The sequence below is a fragment of the Nonomuraea jabiensis genome, assembly GCF_014204795.1.
GTDB lineage: Bacteria > Actinomycetota > Actinomycetes > Streptosporangiales > Streptosporangiaceae > Nonomuraea > Nonomuraea jabiensis.
Genome location: NZ_JACHMB010000001.1, coordinates 12,351,241 through 12,372,578, shown reverse-complemented (window position 1 = coordinate 12,372,578; position 21,338 = coordinate 12,351,241). Strand labels below are relative to the sequence as shown.

The window sequence follows — 21,338 nt, the reverse complement described above, 5'->3', positions numbered from 1 at the left end:
GCGCGCCGCACCCCGCTCTCCCGCCCGTCCGCCGCCTAACCTGCGGAAAGTCGAGCACTTAACTAGGGGGAGACCATGACGATCAACATCGTCAAGCGCAGTGCCTGGAACGCCCGCCCGCCGAGAGACCCGGACGCCGTCGTCAAGGTGCCGTGGTCGAAGCGCATCGAGTTCGTCGTCCACCACACCGAGGGGCCGACGACGCAGACGCCGCGGGAGATCCAGGACTTCCACATGGACGAGCGGGGGTGGAACGACATCGGCTACAACTTCCTCGTGCGGGACGACGGCACCGTGTACGAGGGCCGCGGCTGGGACGTGCGCGGCGCCCACGCCACGGATCACAACGTCAGCGGCATCGGATGCTCCTACATCGGCATGAACAGCCCGACCGACGCCGTGAAGATGGCGATCCGCGCCCTGTACGACGAGGCCTGCGCCAAGGCCGGCCGTACGCTGGCCAAGCGCGCCCACCTCCAGGTGGGCAACACCGACTGCCCCGGCACGAAGCTGCTGGCCTGGGTGGAGGCCGGCATGCCGGTCCCCGCCGCGGCGGGCGCCGATCTGCCGTCGGACGACGACCGGCTCGCGTGACGCGGCGGGGACGGCACCTCAGGCCGTGACGCCGGACCGGCGCCACGGCGCGAACGCGTTCCCCACATGGTGCAGGGCCGGGCGCAGCTCCGGATGGTGGCGCAGGATCACCGAGGTCATGCTGCTGTTCGCGATCCAGTCCAGCCCTGTCCTCGTGTAGACGCGCTCGGCGTAGTCAGGGGTGAAGAACCTGTCGCTGTTGAGCCGCCGGGAGGCCATGAGGATGAAGACCCGGAAGGCCGTGTCGCTGAAGGCGAACCCTTCCGGGCGCTTCTCGGCGAACATGCCCACGATCAGGTCGACGTCCTCCAGCCGGTCCGCGTACACCTCGCGCAGCTCCTCCGCGAGCGCCGGGTCGTCCGTGAGCGTGTCGAACCCGCTCGCCGGCCGCAGGTTGAGCAGCCTGCGGAACTCGTTGTAGCGCGGCACGCCCAGCTCCCGGCAGCGGATCAGGTCCGTGGCGGCCAGGTCCACCAGCTTGCCGTCAGGGCGTTCGAACTCCTGCAGCAGGCGCGGGAAGTTGTGCAGGACGATCGCGCCCGGGTACTCGGTCCCGAAGGAGTACAGCAGGTCGGCGGCCGAGATGGCCGAGGCGACCCGCAGCGCCGCGGGGCCGGACAGCTCGCGCAGCGTGGTGTCGCGGATCCGGGAGTCGTCGCGCAGGTGGCGAAGGCTGTAGTCGTCGGGGATCAGCGGGTGCATCCGGTAGACGGCCGCGAACTCCTCGGTGATGCTGAACGGCACCCCGAAGTGGTCGGTGCGCGAACCCGGGATGCCGCTGATCGTCTCGCTCCGGCTGATCCGGCCCAGCGCCCTGTTGATCGGCTCGGAGGCCAGGCCCCACCAGTTGGCCCGCAGGCCGGTCACCGCCGTGGGGTGGCTGATGACCGCGGGCGTCCACTCCACGGTGTGGATCTTGGCGACGAGCGCGGCGTTGATCAGCCTGGCGCGCTCGAACAGCTCGTCGTCGCCCCAGGCCGGATACTCGGCGTGCAGCCGCTCGCAGATGGCGTTGTGCTCGCGCTCGAACAGCCCCTGCATCATCACCAGGCCGAGCCAGAAGCCCGGTTCGCGGGTCGGGTCGGCCTTGCCGCCCGCCATCGCGCGGGTCCCGGACGGGCGATGGCGGATCCGCCCCCGGGTCCCGGTGCGCAGGGCGCGCTGCTCCTCGTCGCTCAGGCCGTAGACCAGCGACAGGTCCCACCAGTGGGTGAGCGTGTTCAGCGAGGTCGCGGGCCCCTCGTAGCCGGGCGGGCGGGTCGGGTCGGCAGGGACCCGCGGGATCGTCAGCAGGGGTTCGGGCCAGTCGTCGCCCGGCTCCAGCGGGATGGTCCACGGGTCGTCCGACGGGCTGATCCCGTGGCTGAACCAGTCCCGGATCATGAACTGCAGCCAGGTCGCGGCCAGGACGTTGAGGGAGCGCGCGGGCTGGAACCGGGTCCGGGTCATGAGCCGGCGGCTGATCATGCGCGGGTTCGGCGTCATGACCCGCTCGGGAGTCTCGGCGTACGCGTGCTCGAGCGGGACGTTGCGCCCGAACCGGGTCCCGGCCATGCCCATGGCCGGATGGTCCACGTCGTTGTACGAGCCGTTGGCGGTCCGCCGTACCTCATGGCCCTTCGGGTCCGGGACGGGCGGCGGCGGGCCGGCGGAGGGCAGGCGGCCGGGGTCGTACAGGTTGTGCTTGCGCAGCCGGTTGCGGATGCCCACCAGGACCGCCAGGCCGAGCGGGGTGGGCAGCCGGTCCCAGCCGAAGCGGTGGTCGAGCGCCTGGGCCAGGGCGTCGTAGGCGGTCCAGAACCACGAGCGGCGGTAGCCCGCCCCGGCGACCGGCGGTTCCCGCCCGGCGGGCGGCCGGACGAGCTCGGGCGCTTCGGCGCGTTCGGGCGCGGGCGCGGTGGCGTGGGCGGAGGCGGCGGTGAGGCGCGCGGCGATACGGAGGCGGTGCTTCATTGGATCTCCCCGTGCGTGGTCGGCGGCGGGTTTCGACGGTGCATGGTCGGCTGTGCGTGGCTGGCCGTGCGTGGTCGGCTACGGCATCGGGGCGGCGTACTCGCGCGGCCGGGGCAGGCCCAGGAGGCGGTCCGTCGCCGCGCGGTCGGGAGGCGGCAGCCGGTCCTGCCCGAGCCCCAGCCCGACCACGGACTCCAGGCCCTCCCGGGGCGGCGGGGGAGGCGTGGCCGAGGTACGGAACCAGCCCTCCACGTGGTCGTGGAGCACCCCGCGCACGGAGGGGATGAAGGCGGTCAGGAACGGCCGGTCGCGGATGTCCAGCCGCTTCAGCCAGGCCGCCCGCTCGTGGTCGCCGAGCAGGAGCCGGTTCTCCGGACCGCCGCCCCACGTCAGGCCCATCCGGCCGCAGAGCGTGACGGACGACTTCCAGAGCATCCCGCGGAAGGAGGCGTAGCCGATGCCGGTGAACCGCACCGGCAGCCACGCCCGCGCCGGGCGCGGCACGTCCACGCGCATGACCAGTTGCCCGTCGAGGTCGTACTGGCTGCTGACCGTGGACCCGTCGGCGACGAAGTCGAGCGAGGCGCGCCGCTTGGGCATGCCCCAGATGCCGAGGCCGCCCTTGACGGAGATCTCGGTGCTCACCGGCATGTCGCCGATGTGGACGCCGGTGCCGAAGGCCGCCCTGAACAGCAGCGGGAGCAGCGGCGGGGCGGGCCGGCCGGCCGGCGTGCACAGGATGCCGGTGCAGAGCTCCACGTACGTGCCGATCGGGGTGTCCTGGTAGTCCACGACCGCGATCATCAGCACTCCCTCGCCGCGGATCCGGTACGGGCTCAGCTCCTCCGGCAGCACCTCGCGGGCGCCGCGCGGATCGACCGGGTAGGCGGCGATGAGCGCCGGGCTGCTCCGCGTCCCCACCGGCATCCGGAACGGGATGCCGTCCACGTTGGCGAATCGGCCGGCGAGTCGGCCGGCGAGTCGGCCGGCTGGGCGCCGGCGTCGTGCGGTGAAGGTCATCGGTCCCCCCTGTGCCGGGCCGGCGTGCCGGCCAGCTCCTCGATGATCAGCGGAAAGACGTCGCGGTGGGCGCGCTCGCCGAAGAACACGTCCAGATGGCTGTAATCGCAGAGCAGGTGCAGGGAGTGGTGGGGGGCGAAACGCGAGAAGAAGTCGTAGGACCGGCGCTGGCTCTCCGGCAGGAAGCAGCGGTTCAGCTCGCCCGCCAGGAAGGCGATCCGGGCGTCGGTACGCGGTTCCTGCGCCGTGTAGTCGTCCGGCAGGCCGTCGATGTGCTGCTGGCTGACCAGGCGGCCGCTGCGCACGCACCTGTCCATCTGCCGGAAGAAGCTCAGCGGCACCGGGCCGAACTCGTGCGGGATCCACAGGTCGTGCGTGGCCGCGCCGAGGTTCTCGTGCCGCCACAACGCGGGGCACCCGCTGCCGTACGTGAAGCTGACCAGCTTGCACACCGTGCTCCCGCACTCGGCGTGGGCGGCCTTGACCAGCTGGGTGATCAGCGCGGCCGCGCCCGGCGGCGGGTGGTCGCCCCAGGACGGGTCGAGGTAGGACAGGAACCTGCGCGTGACCGGCACCGCGTACCGGAGCTTGGCCCGCGACCAGCGCGGGACGACCGGGTGCAGGGACACCGCGTTCGTGATGATCGTGTCGACCTGGGGCACCAGGCCGGCGCACGCGGACATCATGAACGAGGTCGAGCCCTGGCAATGGATGATCGCCTTGATCCGGTCCGCCCCGGTCTCCTCGACGACCTTGCGGACCGCGGCGGGGTGGTCGTATGCGGCCGCCTGGTCCAGGGTCCACGGGTTGGGCGGCAGGTCGATGCTGGCCCGCCAGTCCTCCAGCCAGACGTCGTAGCCGTGCGAGACGAGCATGTCGACGACGTTGGCGGGCACCGGCGCCCGGAACACCTTGGACCGGACCCCCGCGCCGTGCACGAGGAGGACCGGGGACCTGGCCGGCGGGGCGTGACCGCGCACGTTGACGAGGCGCAGGTTCATGCCGTCTCCGGCGGTGAAGGGTACGACGCGTTCGTGTGTTGCGGGTCGTCCATGCATACCGATCGCCACGATCTCGGGCCGCTGCCGGCCGCGGGCCGGCAGACCTGGTCTGGACTCCTGGGCTTCTGGTTCCGGTGCTCAGCTCACCGATCGGTTACTCTTGCATTCTACCTCTCCCCGACTTTTCGGACCTGTCCGGACGAGGGAGAGATAATGCGCCATAACGGTTCTGACCAGGTGAGACGTCCCGCACGCGAGCACGCCGACGTGGTCGTGGTGGGCTCGGGGTTCGGCGGCGCCGTGGCCGCCTACCGGTTCGCGGAGGCGGGGCTGCGGGTGGTCGTGCTGGAGCGCGGCCGGCCGTACCCGCCGGGGTCGTTCCCCCGCGCGCCCGCCGCGATGGCGCGCAACCTGTGGGACCCGAGCGAGGGGCTGTACGGCCTGTTCGACCTGTGGAGCTTCGGCGGGCTCGGCGCGGCTGTCTCCAGCGGGCTCGGCGGCGGCTCGCTCATCTACGCCAACGTGCTGCTGCGCAAGCCCGAGCGGTGGTTCGTCAAGGAGAGCCCGCTGCCCGGCGGCGGCTACGAGCACTGGCCCGTCACGCGGGCCGACCTCGACCCGCACTACGACGCCGTGGAGCGGATGCTCAAGCCCCAGCGCTACCCTCTCGGCCAGCCGCCGTACGACACGACGGCCAAGACCCTCGCCATGCGCGAGGCGGCCGGGCGGCTGGGGCTGGACTTCGAGCTGCCGCCGCTGGCCGTCGCCTTCGCCCCGGAGCCCGGCGGCCATCCCGCTCCCGGGCTGCCCATCCCGGACCCGGAGTACGGCAACCTGCACGGCCTGCCGCGTACGACGTGCCGGCTGCGCGGCGAGTGCGACCTCGGCTGCAACGACGGCGCCAAGAACTCCCTCGACCACACCTACCTGTCGGCGGCCCGGCACGCCGGCGCCGACCTGCGCACCCTGCACGAGGTACGGTGGCTCGCCCCCGCTCCCGGCGGCGGCTACGCCGTGAGCTACGTGGTGCACGAACCGCGCGAGGACCGTCGGCGGGTCAACACCAGGCGGCTGCCCCAGCACACCATCACCTGTGACCGGCTCGTCCTGGCCGCGGGCACGCTGGGGACGACGTACCTGCTGCTGACCTGCAGATCGGAGTTCCCCGGCCTGAGCCCCATGCTCGGGGCCCGCTTCAGCGGCAACGGCGACCTCCTCACTCTGGTCACGGACGCCCGCGACGGCGCGGGCCGCCACCGCTCGCTGGAGGGCAGCCGCGGGCCCGTGATCACCAGCGCCGTCCGGGTGCCGGACGCGGCCGACTCGGGGCGCGGGGACCGCCGGGGCTTCCTGGTCGAGGACGCGGGCTACCCGCCCTTCGCCGAGTGGCTGGGGGAGTTCGCGGGGGTGCGCGGCCAGGTCAGGAGGGCCGGCAGGTTCGTGCTGCACAGGATCGGGGCCCTGCTGAGCCACTCGCCCCGCACCCGGATCAACGCCGAACTGGCCGCGCTGCTCGGCGACGGGCACCTGTCCGACGGGTCGCTGGGCCTGCTCGGCATGGGCCGCGACATCCCCGACGGCGTCATGCGCCTGCGCCGCGGCTACCTCGACGTCGACTGGACGACCGCCACGTCCATGCCGTACTTCACCACGATGCGCGCGGTCATGCGGGACATGGCCCGGGTCCTGCGGGCCGGCTACCGCGACAGCCCCCTGTGGCTGGCCCGCAAGGTGATCACGGTGCACCCGCTCGGCGGCGCCCCGATGGGCCGCCACCCCGCGGAGGGCGTCGTGGACGAGTACGGCGAGGTCTTCGGGCATCCGGGCCTGTACGTCCTGGACGGGGCGTGCGTGCCCGGCCCGGTCGGCGTCAACCCCTCGCTGACCATCGCCGCCCTGTCGGACCGGGCCTGCGAGCACGTCCTGGAGAGCGCGCCCCGGACGGCGGCGCGGCACGCCGGGGTCACCTCCGGCCTGAGCTTCACCGAGGAGATGCGCGGCCACGTCATGCCCGGCTCCGCCGACCCGGAGGAGGGCGAGCGGCTGGGACGCGCGAACGAGCACCCGCTGGCGGTCCACCTGACCATCACCGCCGGCGACGTCGAGCGGTTCGTGGCCGACGCCGGGCACGAGGCGTCGGTCGCCGGGTGGGTGACCTGTCCCGTGCTCGGCGGCGGCCGCCTGCGGGTGGCGGACGGGTCGTTCAACCTGTTCGTGGCGGGCGAGGACCCGGCCCGGCGGCGCATGCTCTACCGCCTGCACTTCACCGGTGACGGGGACGCCCCGCTGACGCTCACCGGGTTCAAGGACGTGCACGACGACCCCGGGGCGGACATGTGGTCCGACACCTCCACCCTGTACGTCCGGATCCTGCGCGGGCACACCCGCCCGGCGGACGACGCGGAGGCCGAGGTGGTCGCCGCAGGGATCATCCGCATCCACCTGCGGGACTTCCTGCACCAGCTCACGACGTTCCGCACCTGGGGGCCCGACGGGGCCGGGGGGCTGGTGAGGTTCGGCCGGCTGTTCCTGGGCGAGCTGTGGGACGCCTACCACGACCTCGCGACGGGGGCGCGGGTTCCCTGACGGCCGCGCGGCCTTGACAACGATGTCAATCGCCTTCTTGATGTTCTTATGGCCGTACCACTGATCGCCGCCCGCGGGATCATGAAGAGCTACGGCCACGTCGAGGCGCTGCGCGGCGCGGACTTCACCCTGCGGCCCGGCGAGGTGGTCGCGCTGATCGGCGACAACGGCGCGGGGAAGTCCACGCTCGCCAAGATCCTCTCGGGCGTCGAACGGCCGGACGCCGGGACGGTCGAGGTCGACGGCGAGCCGGTGGCGTTCGGCTCCGCCGAGGAGGCCAGGGGCGCCGGGATCGAGACCGTCTACCAGGACCTCGCGCTCTGCGCCGACCTCAGCCCCGCGGCCAACTTCTTCCTCGGCAGGGAACTGCTCAGGCCCGGCCTCCTCGGCCTGCTGGGCGTACTGGACAACGCCGCCATGCGCCGGGCCACGCGCGAGGCGTGCGAACGGCTCGGCGTGCGGCTCGCGTCCCAGACCGTGCCGGTCTCCGCCCTGTCCGGCGGGCAGCGGCAGGGCGTCGCGGTGGCCAGGGCGGTGACGTGGGCGCGGCGGGCGGTGTTCATGGACGAGCCCACGGCCGCGCTCGGCGTCGTGCAGACCCAGCGCGTGCTCGACCTCATCCGCGGCGTGCGCGACTCGGGCGTGTCCGTGGTGCTGATCAGCCACAACATGCAGGACGTGATGGCGGTGTCCGACCGGGTGGAGGTGCTGCGGCTCGGACGCCGGGTGGCCCGCTTCGAGACCGCGCGCGTCTCGATGGAGGAGCTGGTCGGGGCCATGACCGGAGCCCTCGAAGCGCGGGACTCGGAGGGGACGGAATGAAGGGGGTGCGGCTCGGGGACCTGCAGGTCGTGTGGATCGGCCTGGTGCTGGTCGCGCTGCTGGCGGCGTTCTCGATCCTGGCGCCCACCACGTTCCCCACCTCGTTCAACCTGCTCAACCTCGTCAGCGACGCGGCCATCCTGCTGCTGCTCGCCACCGGCATGACGTACGTGATCATCACGGCGGGGATCGACCTTTCGGTGGGCGGGGTGCTGGTGTTCTCGGCCGTGGCGGCCGCCGAGGTCATGGACGCCACCGGCTCGCTCGCGCTCGGCACCCTGGCCGCCCTGGTGACGGGGCTGGCGTGGGGCGTGCTGAACGGTGTGCTGATCGCCCTGGGCCGCATCCCCGCCCTGATCGTGACGCTCGGGACGCTGGGCATGTCGCTCGGCGGGGCCCTGCTGCTCACCGGCGGGGTCGATCTGCGCGCCCCCACGGACCTGAACCTCGGTCTCGGGCTGGCGCGCTGGCTGGGCGTACCGCTGATCGCGTGGATCTGCGCCGCCATCACCGCCGCGCTCGCGCTCGTGCTCGCCTGGACCCGCTTCGGGCGGCACACGTACGCGATCGGGTCCAACGCCGAGGCCGCCCGGCGCGGCGGCGTGGCCGTGCGCCGGCACCTGATCAAGGTGTACGGCCTGGCGGGGCTGCTGGCCGGGCTGGCCGGGCACCTGTCGCTCGCCAAGTACGGCATCACCGGCGTGTCCGCCCACTCCACCGACAACCTGCAGGCCATCGCCGCCGTCGTGATCGGCGGCACCTCGCTGTTCGGCGGCGTGGGGACGGTGGCCGGGACGGTCATCGGGGTGTTCATCCCGGTCGTGCTGCAGAACGGCTTCCAGATCCTGGGCGTGCGGCCGTTCTGGCAGCAGGTGGTGGTGGGCGCCGTGCTCGTCGCCGCCGTCTACGTCGACCAGTGGAGGCGCAGGGCCCGGGACCAGTAGGAGGAGGCACCACGATGCGCAAGGCTGTGGCAGCTCTGGGAACGCTGCTGTTGACGATCGCCGCCTGCGGCGGGCAGGGCGGGCAGGGCGGGCAGGGCGGAGGCGGCGGCCAGGTCAGGGTGACGCTCGTGCAGGGGCTGGCGGGCGAGGAGTTCTACGAGACCATGGCCTGCGGGGCGAAGGCCAAGGCCAAGGAGCTGGGCGTGGCGCTGGACGTCCAGGGGCCGCAGAAGTTCGACCCGACGTTGCAGACGCCGATCGTCAACTCCGTGGTGGCGAGCAAGCCGGATGCCATGCTCATCGCGCCGACCGACGTCAAAGCCATGATCGCGCCGCTGACCCAGGCCAAGCAGCAGGGCATCAAGATCATCCTGGTGGACACGGTGGTCGAGGACCCGGGCATCGGCCTGTCCAGGATCAGCACCGACAACGTCAAGGGCGGGGCGGCGGCGGCCAAGGCGCTGGCGGAGCAGATCGGCGACAAGGGCAAGGCGCTGGTCATCTCCACGGACCCGGGCGTGAGCACCGTGGACGCCCGCATCAAGGGGTTCGAGGACGAGATCAAGGCTTCGCATCCCGGGATCTCGTATCTGGGCGTGCAGTACTCGCACAACGACGTCGGCGAGGCATCCAAGATCGTCAACGCGGCTCTGGCCAAGGATCCCGACCTGGCCGGGGTCTTCGCCACGAACCTCAACTCCGCCACCGGCGCGGGGTCCGCGCTCCAGCAGGCGGGCAAGCTGGGGCAGGTCAAGATGGTGGGCTTCGACGCTGGGCCCGCGCAGGTGAAGCAGCTCAAGGACGGCGTCGTGCAGGCGCTCATCGCCCAGTTGCCCGGGGACATCGGGGCCAAGGGGGTGGAGCAGGCGGTGGCGGCGGTCAAGGGGCAGCAGGTCACGCCGTCGATCCCGACAGACGCCACCATCGTCACCGCGCAGAACGTGGACCAGCCGGAGGTGCAGAAGATCCTCTACAAAGCCGGCTGCTGACAGGCTGGACCCACCACTTCGGCGCGCTCGCCGTCCGTCAACGGCCCGGTCCCGCTTCGGCCCGCCCCCGCTTCGGCGCGCTCGCCGACTCGGCGCGGCCCGTTGAGCCGCTGACCCGGTGCCGCCGCATGGCCCGAGCCGTTGCTCCCCTCGGAGTGGGCGGGGGCGCCACTGCTCCGGCGGCGCCGCCCGGCGATTGCACATCCTGGGAAACGAGCGGGCGGCACCGAACGGCGTCCACAGGGGCGTTGCGGCCCCCTTGCCCGCCGTCGCCTGTCCGGGCGACGCGAGGGGGTGTCCTGGGGGCGCTGGAGCGTGCTCTGGCGGGCATGGGTGCGGGCGGTGGCGTTGTCGGGACTGTGAGGGGAGCCCGTGCCGGAGCGGGCTATCGGAGGGCCCGTGCCGGAAGGCCGCCATCGGGAGGGCGCGTGCCGGGACCAGCGGCTCAGGGCGCGGAGCCGGCGAGCGCGTCGAAGCGGTGGTGCCTGCGGGGTGCGGGCCGAAATTCCGGGCCGGGGGCCGTAAGGCGTGTTTCGGGCCAGGTGCGGGCAGGGTCAGGCGGGGAGGGCGGCGAGGAGGAAGGCGAGGCGGGCGGCGGCGGACTCGACGTCCTCGGCGGTGCCCAGGCGGTAGCCCCACGAGGTGATGTACGCGCCCTCGTCCGAGCACGTCACCGTCTCCGTCAGCGTGGCCGAGAAGCGGTTGCGGACCGACACGTACGCCGGGTCGCTCGCCAGGGCGAGGCTCTGGACGGTCAGGTCAGCGTGACGACCTGCGTGCCAGGCGAATCGCTCGAGGCAGAGCGCGGTATCAAGCATCATGCGTCACCTCCGCAACGTCTCGCGACAGAATTGCACGATCTTGGGTGAGGAGGCAAGCAATTGCTGCGGTTAATGTGACGTTTGTTTGCGGTAATCGTGAAGAATTCTGATGATGACCTCCCGCCCGGGTTCGTCGAACTCCGCCACCTTCGCATAGTCATCGAAGGCCCGGACGTAGAAGCCGATGTCATCGGGATCGCGAAGGATCAGGTCTTTCGTCATGGTGGCCACCCCGACCATGGCCTCGTTGTAGATCCAGAAGCCGTTGATCGGGCTCGACGGCAGCTCCGAGCTGAACGGGATCACGCCGAACTCGACGTTCGGCAGCGTGCTGACGGCGAGTAATCGGTCGAGCTGGCCGCGCATCACCTCCGGCGGGGCGAGGGCGGTGCGCAGTGCCGCCTCCGTCACCACGAACCTGAACGTGCGCGTCCGGTCGTACAGGATCTCCTGGCGCTGCATCCGCACCCGCACCGCCGCGTCGATCTGGTCGGCCGCGCTGTAGAGGCGCTTGACCTTGCGGAAGACGTGCCTGGCGTATTCGGAGGTCTGCAGCAGGCCCACGATGATGCCGGCCTCGAACACCCGGAACAGCTTCGTGCGCGCCTCCAGGTCGCGGATGTCCTCCTGGAGGGCGGCCAGGCCGCTGCGGTGGCGCTGCTTCCAGTCGTCGTGCCGTTCGAGCAGCGCGATGGCCTGCCTGATGAGCTCGTCGGTCGTGTCGGGTGAGGCGCGTACGGCCTGCGCCCATACGACCACGTCATCCTCCGTGGCGGTCTGCCGGGCGTTCTCCAGACGGGAGACCTTGGACGGCTGCCAGCTCAGGCGCTGGGCCAGCTCCTTGCCCGACAGGTGGGCGGACTCGCGCAGCTGTCGTAACTGCCCGCCGAGGTCGATGCGCGCCTGCTGAAACGACGTCACGCCGCAAGAGGCTAGCCCTGCTTGCGTCGATCATGCCAGTGCCACTCGCAATTGTGATCAAGCGGTTGCCGAGGGTGTTTCTCCGCTGGTCGGGAAAGCGGTTGCCGGGCCGTCGGGGAGGACCCGGCGGGCGATTTCGGTGATGAGCTCGCGCGGAACCTCGACCGCGGTCTCGCCGTCGAGCACGTCACGGAGGTCCGCGAGCGCCTCCGCGTCGGTGACTTGCAGACCTTGCACGACGATGGTGCCGCGGTCGGTCTCGTACAGGGTGGGACAGGCGCCCGCCTCCGAGGTGGAGCCGAGGAACCGCATTCGCATGACGATCCTTACCCGATAGCTGGTGCAATTGCGCGCAATTGTACGACTCGGGGATTAAGAAGTGATCGTTTTTCCGGAAATCAGCCGAGAACACCGCCCATAAACTGATGTGCCCGTTCGAACAGTTGCAGGGTGGTTTCGTGTAGTACGTCCCCTATGTCCTTTGGTGCCTTTCCCGCGAACGCCCGCGCGTGCGTGCCCTCCAGGACGATGCCGAGCTTGAAGCAGGCCATCACCGCGTACCAGCCGATGGCCGACAGGTCGCGCTCCGACAGCGCCGCGTAGTACTCGACGAGCTCGCGCGGCTCCGGCAGCCCGGGGACGTGGCCGTTGTTGCTGGGCCAGGTGGCCAGCAGCCAGCCGAGATCGAGCAGCGGGTCGCCGATCGTGCTCATCTCCCAGTCCACGATCGCGGCCACGCGGGGGCCGTCGCAGGCGAACATCAGGTTCGCGAAGTGGTAGTCGCCGTGCATGATCCCCGGGGTGAACGTCCGAGGCAGGTTGCGTACCAGCCAGTCGGCCGTCTCGGGCAGACCCGGAATGTCGGGGCCCGGATAGCCGTCCAGCTCGCCGTACGAGTCGAGCTCCTTGAGCCAGCGCGGCACCTGCCGCTCCAGGAACCCCTCCGGCCTGCCGAACCCCGGCAGCACCCCCGGATCGACCCGCCCCAGCTCGGCCAGCGCGGCCGCGGCCTCCAGCCCCATGCGGTGCCTGATCGCGGCGTCGGAGGCGTGCGGCTCCGGCAGCCCCGTCGAGGGGTTGAACCCGTCGACCGGCTCCATCAGGTAGAACACCGGCTCCCGCTCGGTCTGCGCGGCCACCAGCCTGGGCGCGGGCACGGCCGTGCCGCGCAGCGCCGCCAGCACCCGCGCCTCCCGGCGCAGTACCTCGTTGCTCCTGCTGCGGGCGTGCAGGGGAGGCCGGCGCAGGATGTACGGGCGGCCGCCGCGCTCGAAGCGGACCATGACGTTCTGCGTGCCGCCCAGGACCGGCGCGACGCCCGTGATCGGGCCGCCGGGCAGGCCCCGGTCGTCCATCCACGTGCCGAGCGCGGCGAAGTCGATGGCGCTGACGTCGATGTGGGTGGAGGTCATGATCGTCCCTCGGCAGAATCATATTCTGGTCGCCCGACCCTACGAGAGCCCCACACACCCGGTCAACCCATCACCCCCGGCCCAGCCCAGCGCATGCAGCCACCCAGCACCGTCCGGCGGCCTGGCACAGTGGGGCCACCAAGCGTAGGGGCCACCCGGCGGGGTGCGGCAAACTCGGCGCGGTGCGGCGCTCGGCACCGTGAGGTCAGGCGGCACCGTGGGGCCAGGTGGTGCCGTGGGGCCAGGTGGTGCCGTCCCGCTCAACCTGGCGCCGGGTGGTCAGCCCAGTGCCTGCATGAATGGCAGGAACTGGCAGGCGCGCTCGCCCGGCAGGTCGCCCCCGTACACCATCCTCGCGGTCCCCCACGGGTTGCCCATGCCGTGCGCGACCGCCCACGCGACCAGGCCGTCCATCGCCCCGTCCAGGTCCATCCGCACCTCGCCGCCCACGTCCAGCGCCAGGTCCCCGATCAGCGCCCGCGCGGTCTCCTCGTCCCGCGCCACGACCGGGCCGATCACGGTGTTGTCGTCGTTGCGCCAGCAGTGGCCGAAGCCGCCGTCCGCGACCCGTACCCGCTCGCCGAAGTCGAACATCCGCCGCAGCAACGCCGACCTGTCCGTACCGAACAGCTCCGCGTCCAGCTTCACGATCTCGTCCAGGTCGGCCTCCGTGGCGGGGCGGGTCCGGCCCGACGGCTCGCCCGCGAACACGCCCGTGTGCTTGACGACCCCGCCGACGACGCGGAACCCCATCTGCTCGTACAGGGGACGCCCGTTGTCGGTGGCGAAGAGGGAGACCGTGCGGCCGCCGGCCCGCTCCATCACGTGCTCCATGAGCCGCCGGGCCAGCCCCTGCCTGGCGTACCTGGACGCGGTGAGGACCATGCTGATCACGGCGTGGTCGTCGCCGTAGCAGGTCAGGATGTTCGTGGAGGCCAGGCCGTCGCCGTCGGGGGCGTCGATGCCGTACGCCTCGCCGACCTCCAGCAGGAGGCTCCACTTGTGACGCTCGGGGGGCCAGCCGCGGTCCTTGGCCAGGCGGGTGCAGTCGTCGAGGTCCTCTTGGGTGAGGCGGCGGATGGTCATGGTTGCACCCTAGGGGACGATGGCGCGATGGATTACGTCGTTGCAGTCGATGTCGGCGGTACCACCTTCAAAGGCGGATTTGTCGCCCGGGACGGGACAATTCTGCATTTCGAGCGACGTGCGACGCCTCGCGGCGCCGACCAGGTGATCGCGGCCGTCTCCGCCTTCGTCGCGGACCTGGCGCGGCCCCGCGCCGGGCGTCGCCCGCTCGCCGTGGGGCTGGCGGTGCCGGGGCTGGTCACGCCCACCCACGCCGTCTACTCCGCGGCCTTCGGGTGGCGGGACGTGCCCGTCTCGTCGTTCGCGGACGTGGACGTGCCGGTGGCGCTCGGACACGACGTCCGCTCGGCCGGGGAGGCCGAGCTGGCCTACGGGGCGGGCGGGGACGACGTCCTGTTCCTCCCCATCGGTACGGGTATCGCGGGCGCGGTCGTCCTGTCGGGCTCGCTGTACGGGGGCGCCGGCGGCTTCGCCGGGCAGATCGGTCACATCCCGGTCCGGCCCGACGGTCTGGCCTGCGGGTGCGGGCAGCGGGGCTGCCTGGCCGCGTACGCGTCGGGCGGGGCCATCGCGGCACGCTACGGCTCGGGCACCGCCGCGGACGTGGCGCGCCTGGCCGCCGAGGGGGACGAACGGGCGGCGGAGGTGTGGTCGTCGGCCGTGGACACGCTCGCCCTGGCGCTGGCCACGTACACCCTGCTGCTCGACCCGGCGCGCATCATCATCGGGGGCGGGGTCTCGCTGGCGGGGGACGCGCTGCTGGTGCCGCTGCGGGAGCGGCTGGCGGGGCGGCTGGCCTTCCGGCGGGCACCGGAGGTGGTGGCGTCGTCCCTCGGCGTACGGGCCGGGCTCCTCGGGGCCGGGCTGCTGGGCTGGCGGTCAGTCTCGTAGGTGCGGAGGTACGTCCACCTCCCTCGCCCGCAACTCCTCGCCCAACGCCTTCGCCTGCGGGTCCATCCTGGGGCTCGCCGCCACACCCCTGCCGAGGAGGCCGTGGATGACGAAGTTGAGCGCCTTGATGTTGGGAAGTTCGTAGCGGTCGATGCGGTGGGGGGCGAGGGTCGGGAGGAGGCTTTTGAGGGTGTCGGGGGTGAGGTGGGCGGCCAGCCAGTCGTACCGCTCCTGGGTGTCGGCCCAGACGCCCAGGTTCGCGTTCCCGCCCTTGTCCCCGGACCGCGCCCCGGCAATCCGCCCCAACGGCACCCGCACCCCCACCTGAGGCCCGACCGCCGACGCCTCGCGCCTCGAAGGCTCGCCCCCAGCCGCCTGCCGCTCCCCTGCGGACACCTGCCCCGCACCTGAGGACCCGAGCCCTTGCACACCTGCCACGCCCCCGGCTCCTCGCCCGCCGCCCCCAGCCCCTTGCTCGTGGTTTCCGGCGGCGCTCTCGGCCCCTTGCCCGTCGTTTCCGGTGGTGCTCTCGGCTTCTTGCACGTCGTTCCCGATGGCGGTCCCGGCTCCTTGCTCGCCGTTCGCGGGCGCCGGGTCGCGCCGTGCGGCTTCTCGCCGACCCGGCACTGGGAGGAGGGCCGGTGCGGGTTGTGGGGCGGTGGCTTCGGTCGCGCCCGCCGCGCGAGTCGCGCCGGCCGCCTCCGTCGCGCCTGTCGCCGTCGCGCCGGCCGCCTCCGTCGCGCCTGTCGCGTCCGCCGTCTCCGTCGCGTCCGCCGTCTCCGGGTTTGGCGGGACCGAAGCGCCTGGCGCGGCGGCGGGGGTGGGGGAGGTGGGTGGGGGGAGTTCGGTGCCGTTGAGGAAGATCTGGGGGTGGACCTCCGAGGCGGGGACGAGGACCGGCCAGTAGACCCCGTACGGCGTGGCGCTGCCCGGTGGGGTGAGGGCGTAGAAGCCCGGGTAGCTGGCGAGCCCCGTCTCCACCACGGCGGAGGAGAACGTGCGCCCCGCCCGGCGTTCGTCGGCGTCCATGACGGTGATCCGCAGCAGGCCCGTGTCCGTCAGCTCCACGTCCACCCGGTCGAACGAGTCCCGGGGGACGCGGGCCCAGAGGGCGTCCTGGGCGGCCCGGGCCTTGGCCTCCACGTCCAGGCCCGTCAGCACCAGGGTCATCGTGTTGCGGTAGCCCGCCAGGTAGTTGACGGCCACCTTGAGGGTGTCGGGCGGCGGCTCTCCCCGGACGCCCGAGATCAGGACGCGGTCGGGGCCGTCGTCCGTGAGGGTGATCGTGTCGAAGCGGGCCACCACGTCAGGTCCCAGGTAGCGCGGGCCCCCGAGCTCGTACACGAGCTGCGCCGTGACCGTGCCGACCGAGACCAGCCCGCCCGTGCCGGGGTGCTTGGTGATCACGGCGGAGCCGTCCGCGTTCAGCTCGGCGATGGGGAAGCCGCAGTGCGCCAGGTCCGGTACGTCCTGGAAGAACGCGTAGTTCCCGCCGGTCGCCTGGCAGCCGCACTCGATGACGTGTCCCGCCACCACCGAGCCCGCCAGCTGGTCCAGGTCGCCGGGCCCCCACCCGTACCGCCAGATGCCGGGGCCGGTCACCAGGGCGGCGTCCGTCACGCGGCCGGTCACCACCACGTCCGCGCCCGCCGCGAGGGCGGTGGCGATGGGGCGGCCGCCGAGGTAGGCGTTCGCGGTCAGGGGGGTCGCGGTGAGGGGTTCGCCGGTGTCGGCGTTGGTCAGGTCCAGGGGGCGGCCGGTGAGGTCGTCGCCCGTGATGTGGGCGATCGTGGGGGACAGGCCGAGGCGGGTGGCGAGGTCGTGAACCGCTTCCGCGCAGCCGGCCGGGTCCAGGCCGCCGGCGTTGGTCACGATTTTGATGGATTTATCGAGGCAGGGGCCCAGGACGTCCTCCAACTGCCGGAGGAACGTCGGCGCGTACCCCGGGCGGCCCTTGAGGCGGTTTCCGGCGAGGATGAGCATGGTCAGCTCGGCCAGCCAGTCGCCGGTGAGCACGTCGATCGGGCCGCCCTCGACCATCTCCCTGGCGGCCGAGAGGCGGTCGCCGTAGAAGCCGCTGCAGTTCGCGATCCGCAGCGTCATCGGCGGGGTCATTGGGCAGCCCACTTGGGCGGCCGCTTCTCCCTGAACGCCGCGATGCCCTCCTGCCCCTCCTCCGAGGTGAAGCGCTCGGCCGACAGCTCGGTCATCCGCCGCAGCCCCTCCTCGAACGACAGGGCGGGCACCTCCCGCACCATCCGCTTCGTGACGGCCAGCGCCTCGGGGCCGCCCTTGATCAGCAGTTCGGCGTAGTGCGCGACCGTCGCGTCCAGCTCGTCCTCCGGCACGGCCCGCGAGAGCAGCCCGATCTCCGCCGCCCGGGCCGCGTCGAACACCTCGCCGGTCAGGAAGTACTCGGCCGCCGCCCGGGGCTCGACCCGGCGCAGCACCGGCACCGAGATCATGGCGGGCACGACGCCGAGCCGTACCTCGGAGAAGGCAAAGGAGGCCGTCAGCGGCGCGATCGCGAAGTCGCACGCCGCCACCAGGCCCAGGCCGCCCGCCCGCGCCGTGCCGTTCAGACGGCAGATGACCGGCTTCGGGCTCTCCCAGATCAGCGTGAGGACGTCGGGGAACGACGCCGTCACCGCCGCGCCCGAGGCCTTCTGCTCCTTGAGGTCGGCGCCCGAGCAGAACACGTTCCCGGTGCCGGTCAGCACGATCACCCTGGCCTCCGGCTCGGCCAGCGCCCAGCGGAGCCGGTCGGACAGGTCGGTGAGGAGCCGTACGGACAGGGCGTTGCGGTTGGGCGGCGAGTCCAGCGTGACGGTCGCGACGCCCGCCGCCAGGTCCCCGTGCACCAGGCTCGTCATGAAGTCTCCTCCTGAATGATCGCCAGCACCGCGCCCGCTTCGACCTGCCGGCCCTTTTCGACGGGTACGTCCGACACCACGCCGTCGGACGGCGCCGCGATCCGATGCTCCATCTTCATCGCCTCGAGCACCAGCACCGCCTGCCCCTTCGTCACCCGGTCGCCGGGCTCCACCTCGACCCGGAGCACGCTGCCCGGCATGGGGGCCAGCAGCGAGCCGGGCGCGACGTGCTCGACCGGCTCGGGGAGGCGGGGGAGCGGGGTCAGCTCGGCGCACCCGCCGACGTGGTCGACGTAGACCTTGCCGTCCTCGTCGTAGCGGGCCACCTCGAAGGCGTGCCGGACGCCGTCGCGTTCCAGGATCACCTCGTACGGCTCCGCGCTGATCACGGTGACGCCCTGGGGGAGCGGGTCGTAGACGACCTCGGCCTCCTCGAAGCGGGCCCGGCGGGGCTGGGAGCGCACGTTGCGCCAGCCGCTCGGGAGGCCCGCCAGCACCTTCGCCCGGCGGCGGTTCCCGGCGGCCATGGCGAGGGCGGCGGCCAGCACCGGGAGGTCGTCATCGCTCCCGTCCCAGGAGACCTCGTGGAGAGGGCCGTCCGGGGCGAGGAAGCCGGTGTGGGTGTCCCCTGCCCCGAAAGCCGGACTTGTCAGGATTTTTACCAATAAATCACGATTTGTCGTGACTCCGTGGAGCTTTGCCCGCCGGAGCGCCGTGACCAGCTTGCGCACCGCCTCCGCCCGTACCCGCCCGTACCCGATCACCTTCGCCAGCATCGGGTCGTAGTACGGCGAGATCACCGACCCGGACTCCACCCCCGAATCCACCCGCACCTCCCCGGAGACCTCGAACCGCCGCAACATCCCGCTCTGCGGCAGATAATCCCCGTCCTCCGCATAAAGCCGCACCTCCACGGCATGCCCGGCAGGCTCGGGCGGCGTCACCGGCAGGACGGCCCCCTCCGCCACTTCAAGCTGCAGCCGCACCAGATCGACCCCGTAGACCAGCTCGGTGACCGGATGCTCGACCTGGAGCCGGGTGTTCATCTCCAGGAACGCCACCCGATCCCCCTTGACCAGGAACTCCACGGTCCCGGCCCCGACATAGCCGATCTTCCGCGCCGCCCTGACCGCCGCCTCGCACAGCCGTTCCCGCAGCTCGGCCGAGATCCCCGGCGACGGGCACTCCTCGACGACCTTCTGGTGCCGCCGCTGCACGCTGCACTCGCGCTCGCCCAGCGTCCACACCGTGCCGTGCCGGTCGGCCAGCACCTGCACCTCGACGTGCCGGGCGTTCTCCAGCAGCGGCTCCACGAACACGGTCCCGTCGCCGAACGCCGCCGCCGACTCGCGCCGCGCCGACTCGACCTCCCGCGCCAGCTCCCCGGCCTCGCGGACGATCCGCATGCCGCGCCCGCCCCCACCGGCGGACGCCTTGACCAGCACCGGGAACTCCCCGGGCGCCTCCGGGTCGAGCGAGGGGAGCACGGGTACCCCCGCCTGCTCCATCAGCCGCTTGGCCGCGACCTTGGACCCCATGGCCGCGATGGCCTCGGGCGGCGGCCCCACCCACACCAGTCCGGCGTCCAGCACGGCCCGCGCGAACTCCGCGTTCTCGGACAGGAAGCCATATCCGGGATGAACGGCGTCCGCACCGGAGGCGCGGCAGGCGTCCAGGATGCGGCCGATGTGCAGGTACGTATCGGACGGGCGGGCGCCCGGCAGCCGTACGGCCAGGTCGGCCTCGGCCACGTGCGGCGCGTCCGCGTCGGGGTCGGAGAAGACGGCGACCGTCGAGATGCCGAGCGACCCGCAGGTGCGGAAGACGCGGCGGGCGATCTCTCCCCGGTTCGCGACGAGCAGGCGGGTGATCATGGCCGGAACACCCCGAATCCCGCCGGCTCGGGCGCCGGCGCGCTGTTGACGGCCGACAGGCACAGGCCCAGGACGGTACGGGTGTCGCGCGGGTCGATGACCCCGTCGTCGTACAGGCGGCCCGACAGGAAGAACGGCAGCGACTCCGCCTCGATCTGGGCCTCCACCATCGCGCGCATCGCCGCGTCGGCCTCCTCGTCGTACACCTGCCCCTTGGCCCGCGCGGACGCGCGGCCCACGATGGACAGCACCCCGGCGAGCTGCGCCGGGCCCATCACCGCCGACTTGGCGCTCGGCCAGCTGAACAGGAAGCGGGGCTCGTACGCGCGCCCGCACATGCCGTAGTTGCCCGCCCCGTACGAGGCGCCCATGACGATGGTGAGGTGGGGGACGGTCGAGTTGGACACCGCGTTGATCATCATGGCGCCGTGCTTGATGATGCCGCCCTGCTCGTAGTCCTTGCCGACCATGTAACCGGTCGTGTTCTGGAGGAACAGGAGCGGAGTGCGCGACTGGTTCGCGAGCTGGATGAACTGGGTCGCCTTCTGCGACTCCTCGCTGAACAGCACGCCGCGCGCGTTCGCCAGCACGCCCACCGGGTAGCCGTGGATGCGCGCCCAGCCGGTCACGAGGGAGGCGCCGTACAGTGGCTTGAACTCCTCGAACTCGCTCCCGTCCACCACGCGCGCGAGCACCTCGCGGGGGTCGAACGGCACTTTCAGGTCCTCGGGGACGATCCCCAGCAGCTCCTCGGCCGGATATCGGGGCTCGCGCGCCGCCTGCGGGCTCATGCCCTGTTTGCGCCAGTTGAGGGAACGGACGATCCGCCGCCCGATCCGCAGCGCGTCGTGCTCGTCCTGGGCGAGGTAGTCGGCGAGGCCGCTGGTCCTGGCGTGCATCTCGGCCCCGCCCAGGGACTCGTCGTCCGACTCCTCCCCGGTGGCCATCTTCACGAGGGGCGGGCCGCCCAGGAACACTTTCGCTCGTTCCCGCACCATCACCACGTAGTCGCTCATGCCGGGCACGTACGCACCGCCTGCCGTGGAGTTCCCGAACACCAACGCGATGGTCGGAACGCCCGCCGCCGACAACCGGGTCAGGTCACGAAATATCTGGCCACCCGGGATGAAGATCTCCTTCTGCGTCGGCAGGTCCGCGCCGCCGCTCTCGACCAGGTTCACGTACGGGAGCCTGTTGCGCAGCGCGATGTCGGCCGCCCGGAGGGACTTCTTCAGCGTCCACGGGTTCGACGCGCCGCCGCGGACCGTGGGGTCGTTCGCGGTGATCACGCACTCGACGCCTTCGATCACCCCGATCCCCGACACCATGCCGGCCCCGACCGGGAACTCGCTGCCCCACGCGGCCAGCGCCGACAGCTCCAGGAAGGGCGAGTCGGGGTCGACCAGCAGCTCGATCCGCTCCCTGGCCAGGAGCTTGCCGCGCCCGCGGTGCCGTTCGACGTACTTCTCGCCGCCGCCGGCCACCGCCCTGGCGTGCTCGGCGTCGAGCTCGCGCAGCTTGGCGAGCATGGCCTCGCGGCGCCCCCGATAG

Annotated in this window: 18 protein-coding genes; 6 read left to right on the top strand and 12 right to left on the bottom strand. The window is 72.1% G+C overall.

The window, feature by feature from the left end; genetic code table 11:
• Positions 1-75 precede the first annotated feature (75 nt).
• Positions 76-594: an N-acetylmuramoyl-L-alanine amidase gene (locus tag HD596_RS56405; protein WP_185077587.1), complete on the top strand. Its 519-nt coding sequence runs from the start codon at positions 76-78 to the stop codon at positions 592-594.
• Between the two features lie 18 nt (positions 595-612).
• Here the strand turns inward: HD596_RS56405 and HD596_RS56400 are convergent, their stop codons facing one another.
• The 3 genes from HD596_RS56400 to HD596_RS56390 form a co-directional block, all read right to left on the bottom strand.
• Entirely contained in the window at positions 613-2,547 is a 1,935-nt protein-coding gene (locus tag HD596_RS56400) for a peroxidase family protein (RefSeq protein ID WP_185077586.1), read from the bottom strand.
• Between the two features lie 78 nt (positions 2,548-2,625).
• Positions 2,626-3,567, bottom strand: a complete 942-nt coding sequence (locus HD596_RS56395) for an acetoacetate decarboxylase family protein (protein ID WP_185077585.1) — start codon at positions 3,565-3,567, stop codon at positions 2,626-2,628.
• The gene (locus HD596_RS56390; protein ID WP_221520071.1) at positions 3,564-4,568 is read right to left on the bottom strand and encodes a lipase family protein; all 1,005 of its coding nucleotides are present in this window, start codon (positions 4,566-4,568) and stop codon (positions 3,564-3,566) included. Before HD596_RS56390 ends, HD596_RS56395 begins: the two co-directional genes overlap by 4 nt.
• Positions 4,569-4,805: 237 nt before the next feature.
• Between HD596_RS56390 and HD596_RS56385 the strand changes: the two genes are divergently transcribed.
• The 4 genes from HD596_RS56385 to HD596_RS56370 are packed head-to-tail and all read left to right on the top strand — an operon-like array spanning position 4,806 to position 9,909.
• On the top strand, positions 4,806-7,154 hold the full coding sequence (locus HD596_RS56385) for a GMC oxidoreductase (RefSeq protein WP_313047302.1): 2,349 nt from the start codon (positions 4,806-4,808) through the stop codon (positions 7,152-7,154).
• A gap of 48 nt (positions 7,155-7,202) precedes the next feature.
• Positions 7,203-7,976, top strand: coding sequence for an ATP-binding cassette domain-containing protein (locus HD596_RS56380; RefSeq protein ID WP_185077582.1), 774 nt, complete (start codon positions 7,203-7,205; stop codon positions 7,974-7,976).
• Positions 7,973-8,920 carry an ABC transporter permease gene (locus HD596_RS56375; RefSeq protein ID WP_185077581.1) on the top strand — a complete coding sequence of 316 codons (948 nt, stop codon included), beginning with the start codon at positions 7,973-7,975 and terminating at the stop codon, positions 8,918-8,920. The genes HD596_RS56380 and HD596_RS56375 overlap by 4 nt, the downstream gene beginning before the upstream one ends.
• A gap of 14 nt (positions 8,921-8,934) precedes the next feature.
• Positions 8,935-9,909, top strand: coding sequence for an ABC transporter substrate-binding protein (locus HD596_RS56370; RefSeq protein ID WP_185077580.1), 975 nt, complete (start codon positions 8,935-8,937; stop codon positions 9,907-9,909).
• A gap of 554 nt (positions 9,910-10,463) precedes the next feature.
• On the opposite strand, the gene HD596_RS56365 is transcribed toward HD596_RS56370, so the two are convergent.
• The 5 genes from HD596_RS56365 to HD596_RS56345 form a co-directional block, all read right to left on the bottom strand.
• Positions 10,464-10,730: a hypothetical protein gene (locus HD596_RS56365; RefSeq protein WP_185077579.1), complete on the bottom strand. Its 267-nt coding sequence runs from the start codon at positions 10,728-10,730 to the stop codon at positions 10,464-10,466.
• Positions 10,731-10,799: 69 nt separating this feature from the next.
• On the bottom strand, positions 10,800-11,651 hold the full coding sequence (locus HD596_RS56360; protein ID WP_185077578.1) for a helix-turn-helix domain-containing protein: 852 nt from the start codon (positions 11,649-11,651) through the stop codon (positions 10,800-10,802).
• 57 nt (positions 11,652-11,708) lie between these two features.
• Positions 11,709-11,963, bottom strand: a complete 255-nt coding sequence (locus HD596_RS56355) for a hypothetical protein (RefSeq protein ID WP_313047298.1) — start codon at positions 11,961-11,963, stop codon at positions 11,709-11,711.
• Between the two features lie 86 nt (positions 11,964-12,049).
• Positions 12,050-13,063, bottom strand: coding sequence for a phosphotransferase family protein (locus HD596_RS56350; protein WP_185077576.1), 1,014 nt, complete (start codon positions 13,061-13,063; stop codon positions 12,050-12,052).
• A gap of 279 nt (positions 13,064-13,342) precedes the next feature.
• The gene (locus HD596_RS56345; protein WP_185077575.1) at positions 13,343-14,149 is read right to left on the bottom strand and encodes a GNAT family N-acetyltransferase; all 807 of its coding nucleotides are present in this window, start codon (positions 14,147-14,149) and stop codon (positions 13,343-13,345) included.
• Between the two features lie 27 nt (positions 14,150-14,176).
• On the opposite strand from HD596_RS56345, the gene HD596_RS56340 reads away from it, so the two are divergent.
• Positions 14,177-15,040, top strand: coding sequence for an ROK family protein (locus tag HD596_RS56340; protein ID WP_185077574.1), 864 nt, complete (start codon positions 14,177-14,179; stop codon positions 15,038-15,040).
• Here HD596_RS56340 and HD596_RS63315 read toward each other — a convergent pair.
• Genes HD596_RS63315 through HD596_RS56320 form a run of 4 tightly spaced genes read right to left on the bottom strand, consistent with a single transcriptional unit; the run spans position 15,029 to position 21,316 of the window.
• The gene (locus tag HD596_RS63315; RefSeq protein ID WP_246555493.1) at positions 15,029-17,143 is read right to left on the bottom strand and encodes an acyclic terpene utilization AtuA family protein; all 2,115 of its coding nucleotides are present in this window, start codon (positions 17,141-17,143) and stop codon (positions 15,029-15,031) included. The two genes, HD596_RS56340 and HD596_RS63315, sit on opposite strands and share 12 nt — an antisense overlap.
• Before the next feature lie 8 nt (positions 17,144-17,151).
• Positions 17,152-17,913 (bottom strand): enoyl-CoA hydratase-related protein, encoded by a 762-nt coding sequence (locus HD596_RS56330; RefSeq protein ID WP_185077573.1) that lies wholly within the window; start codon positions 17,911-17,913, stop codon positions 17,152-17,154.
• Positions 17,910-19,787, bottom strand: a complete 1,878-nt coding sequence (locus HD596_RS56325; RefSeq protein WP_185077572.1) for an ATP-binding protein — start codon at positions 19,785-19,787, stop codon at positions 17,910-17,912. The genes HD596_RS56330 and HD596_RS56325 overlap by 4 nt, the downstream gene beginning before the upstream one ends.
• Positions 19,784-21,316 (bottom strand): acyl-CoA carboxylase subunit beta, encoded by a 1,533-nt coding sequence (locus HD596_RS56320; protein WP_185079370.1) that lies wholly within the window; start codon positions 21,314-21,316, stop codon positions 19,784-19,786. Before HD596_RS56320 ends, HD596_RS56325 begins: the two co-directional genes overlap by 4 nt.
• Positions 21,317-21,338 lie beyond the last annotated feature (22 nt).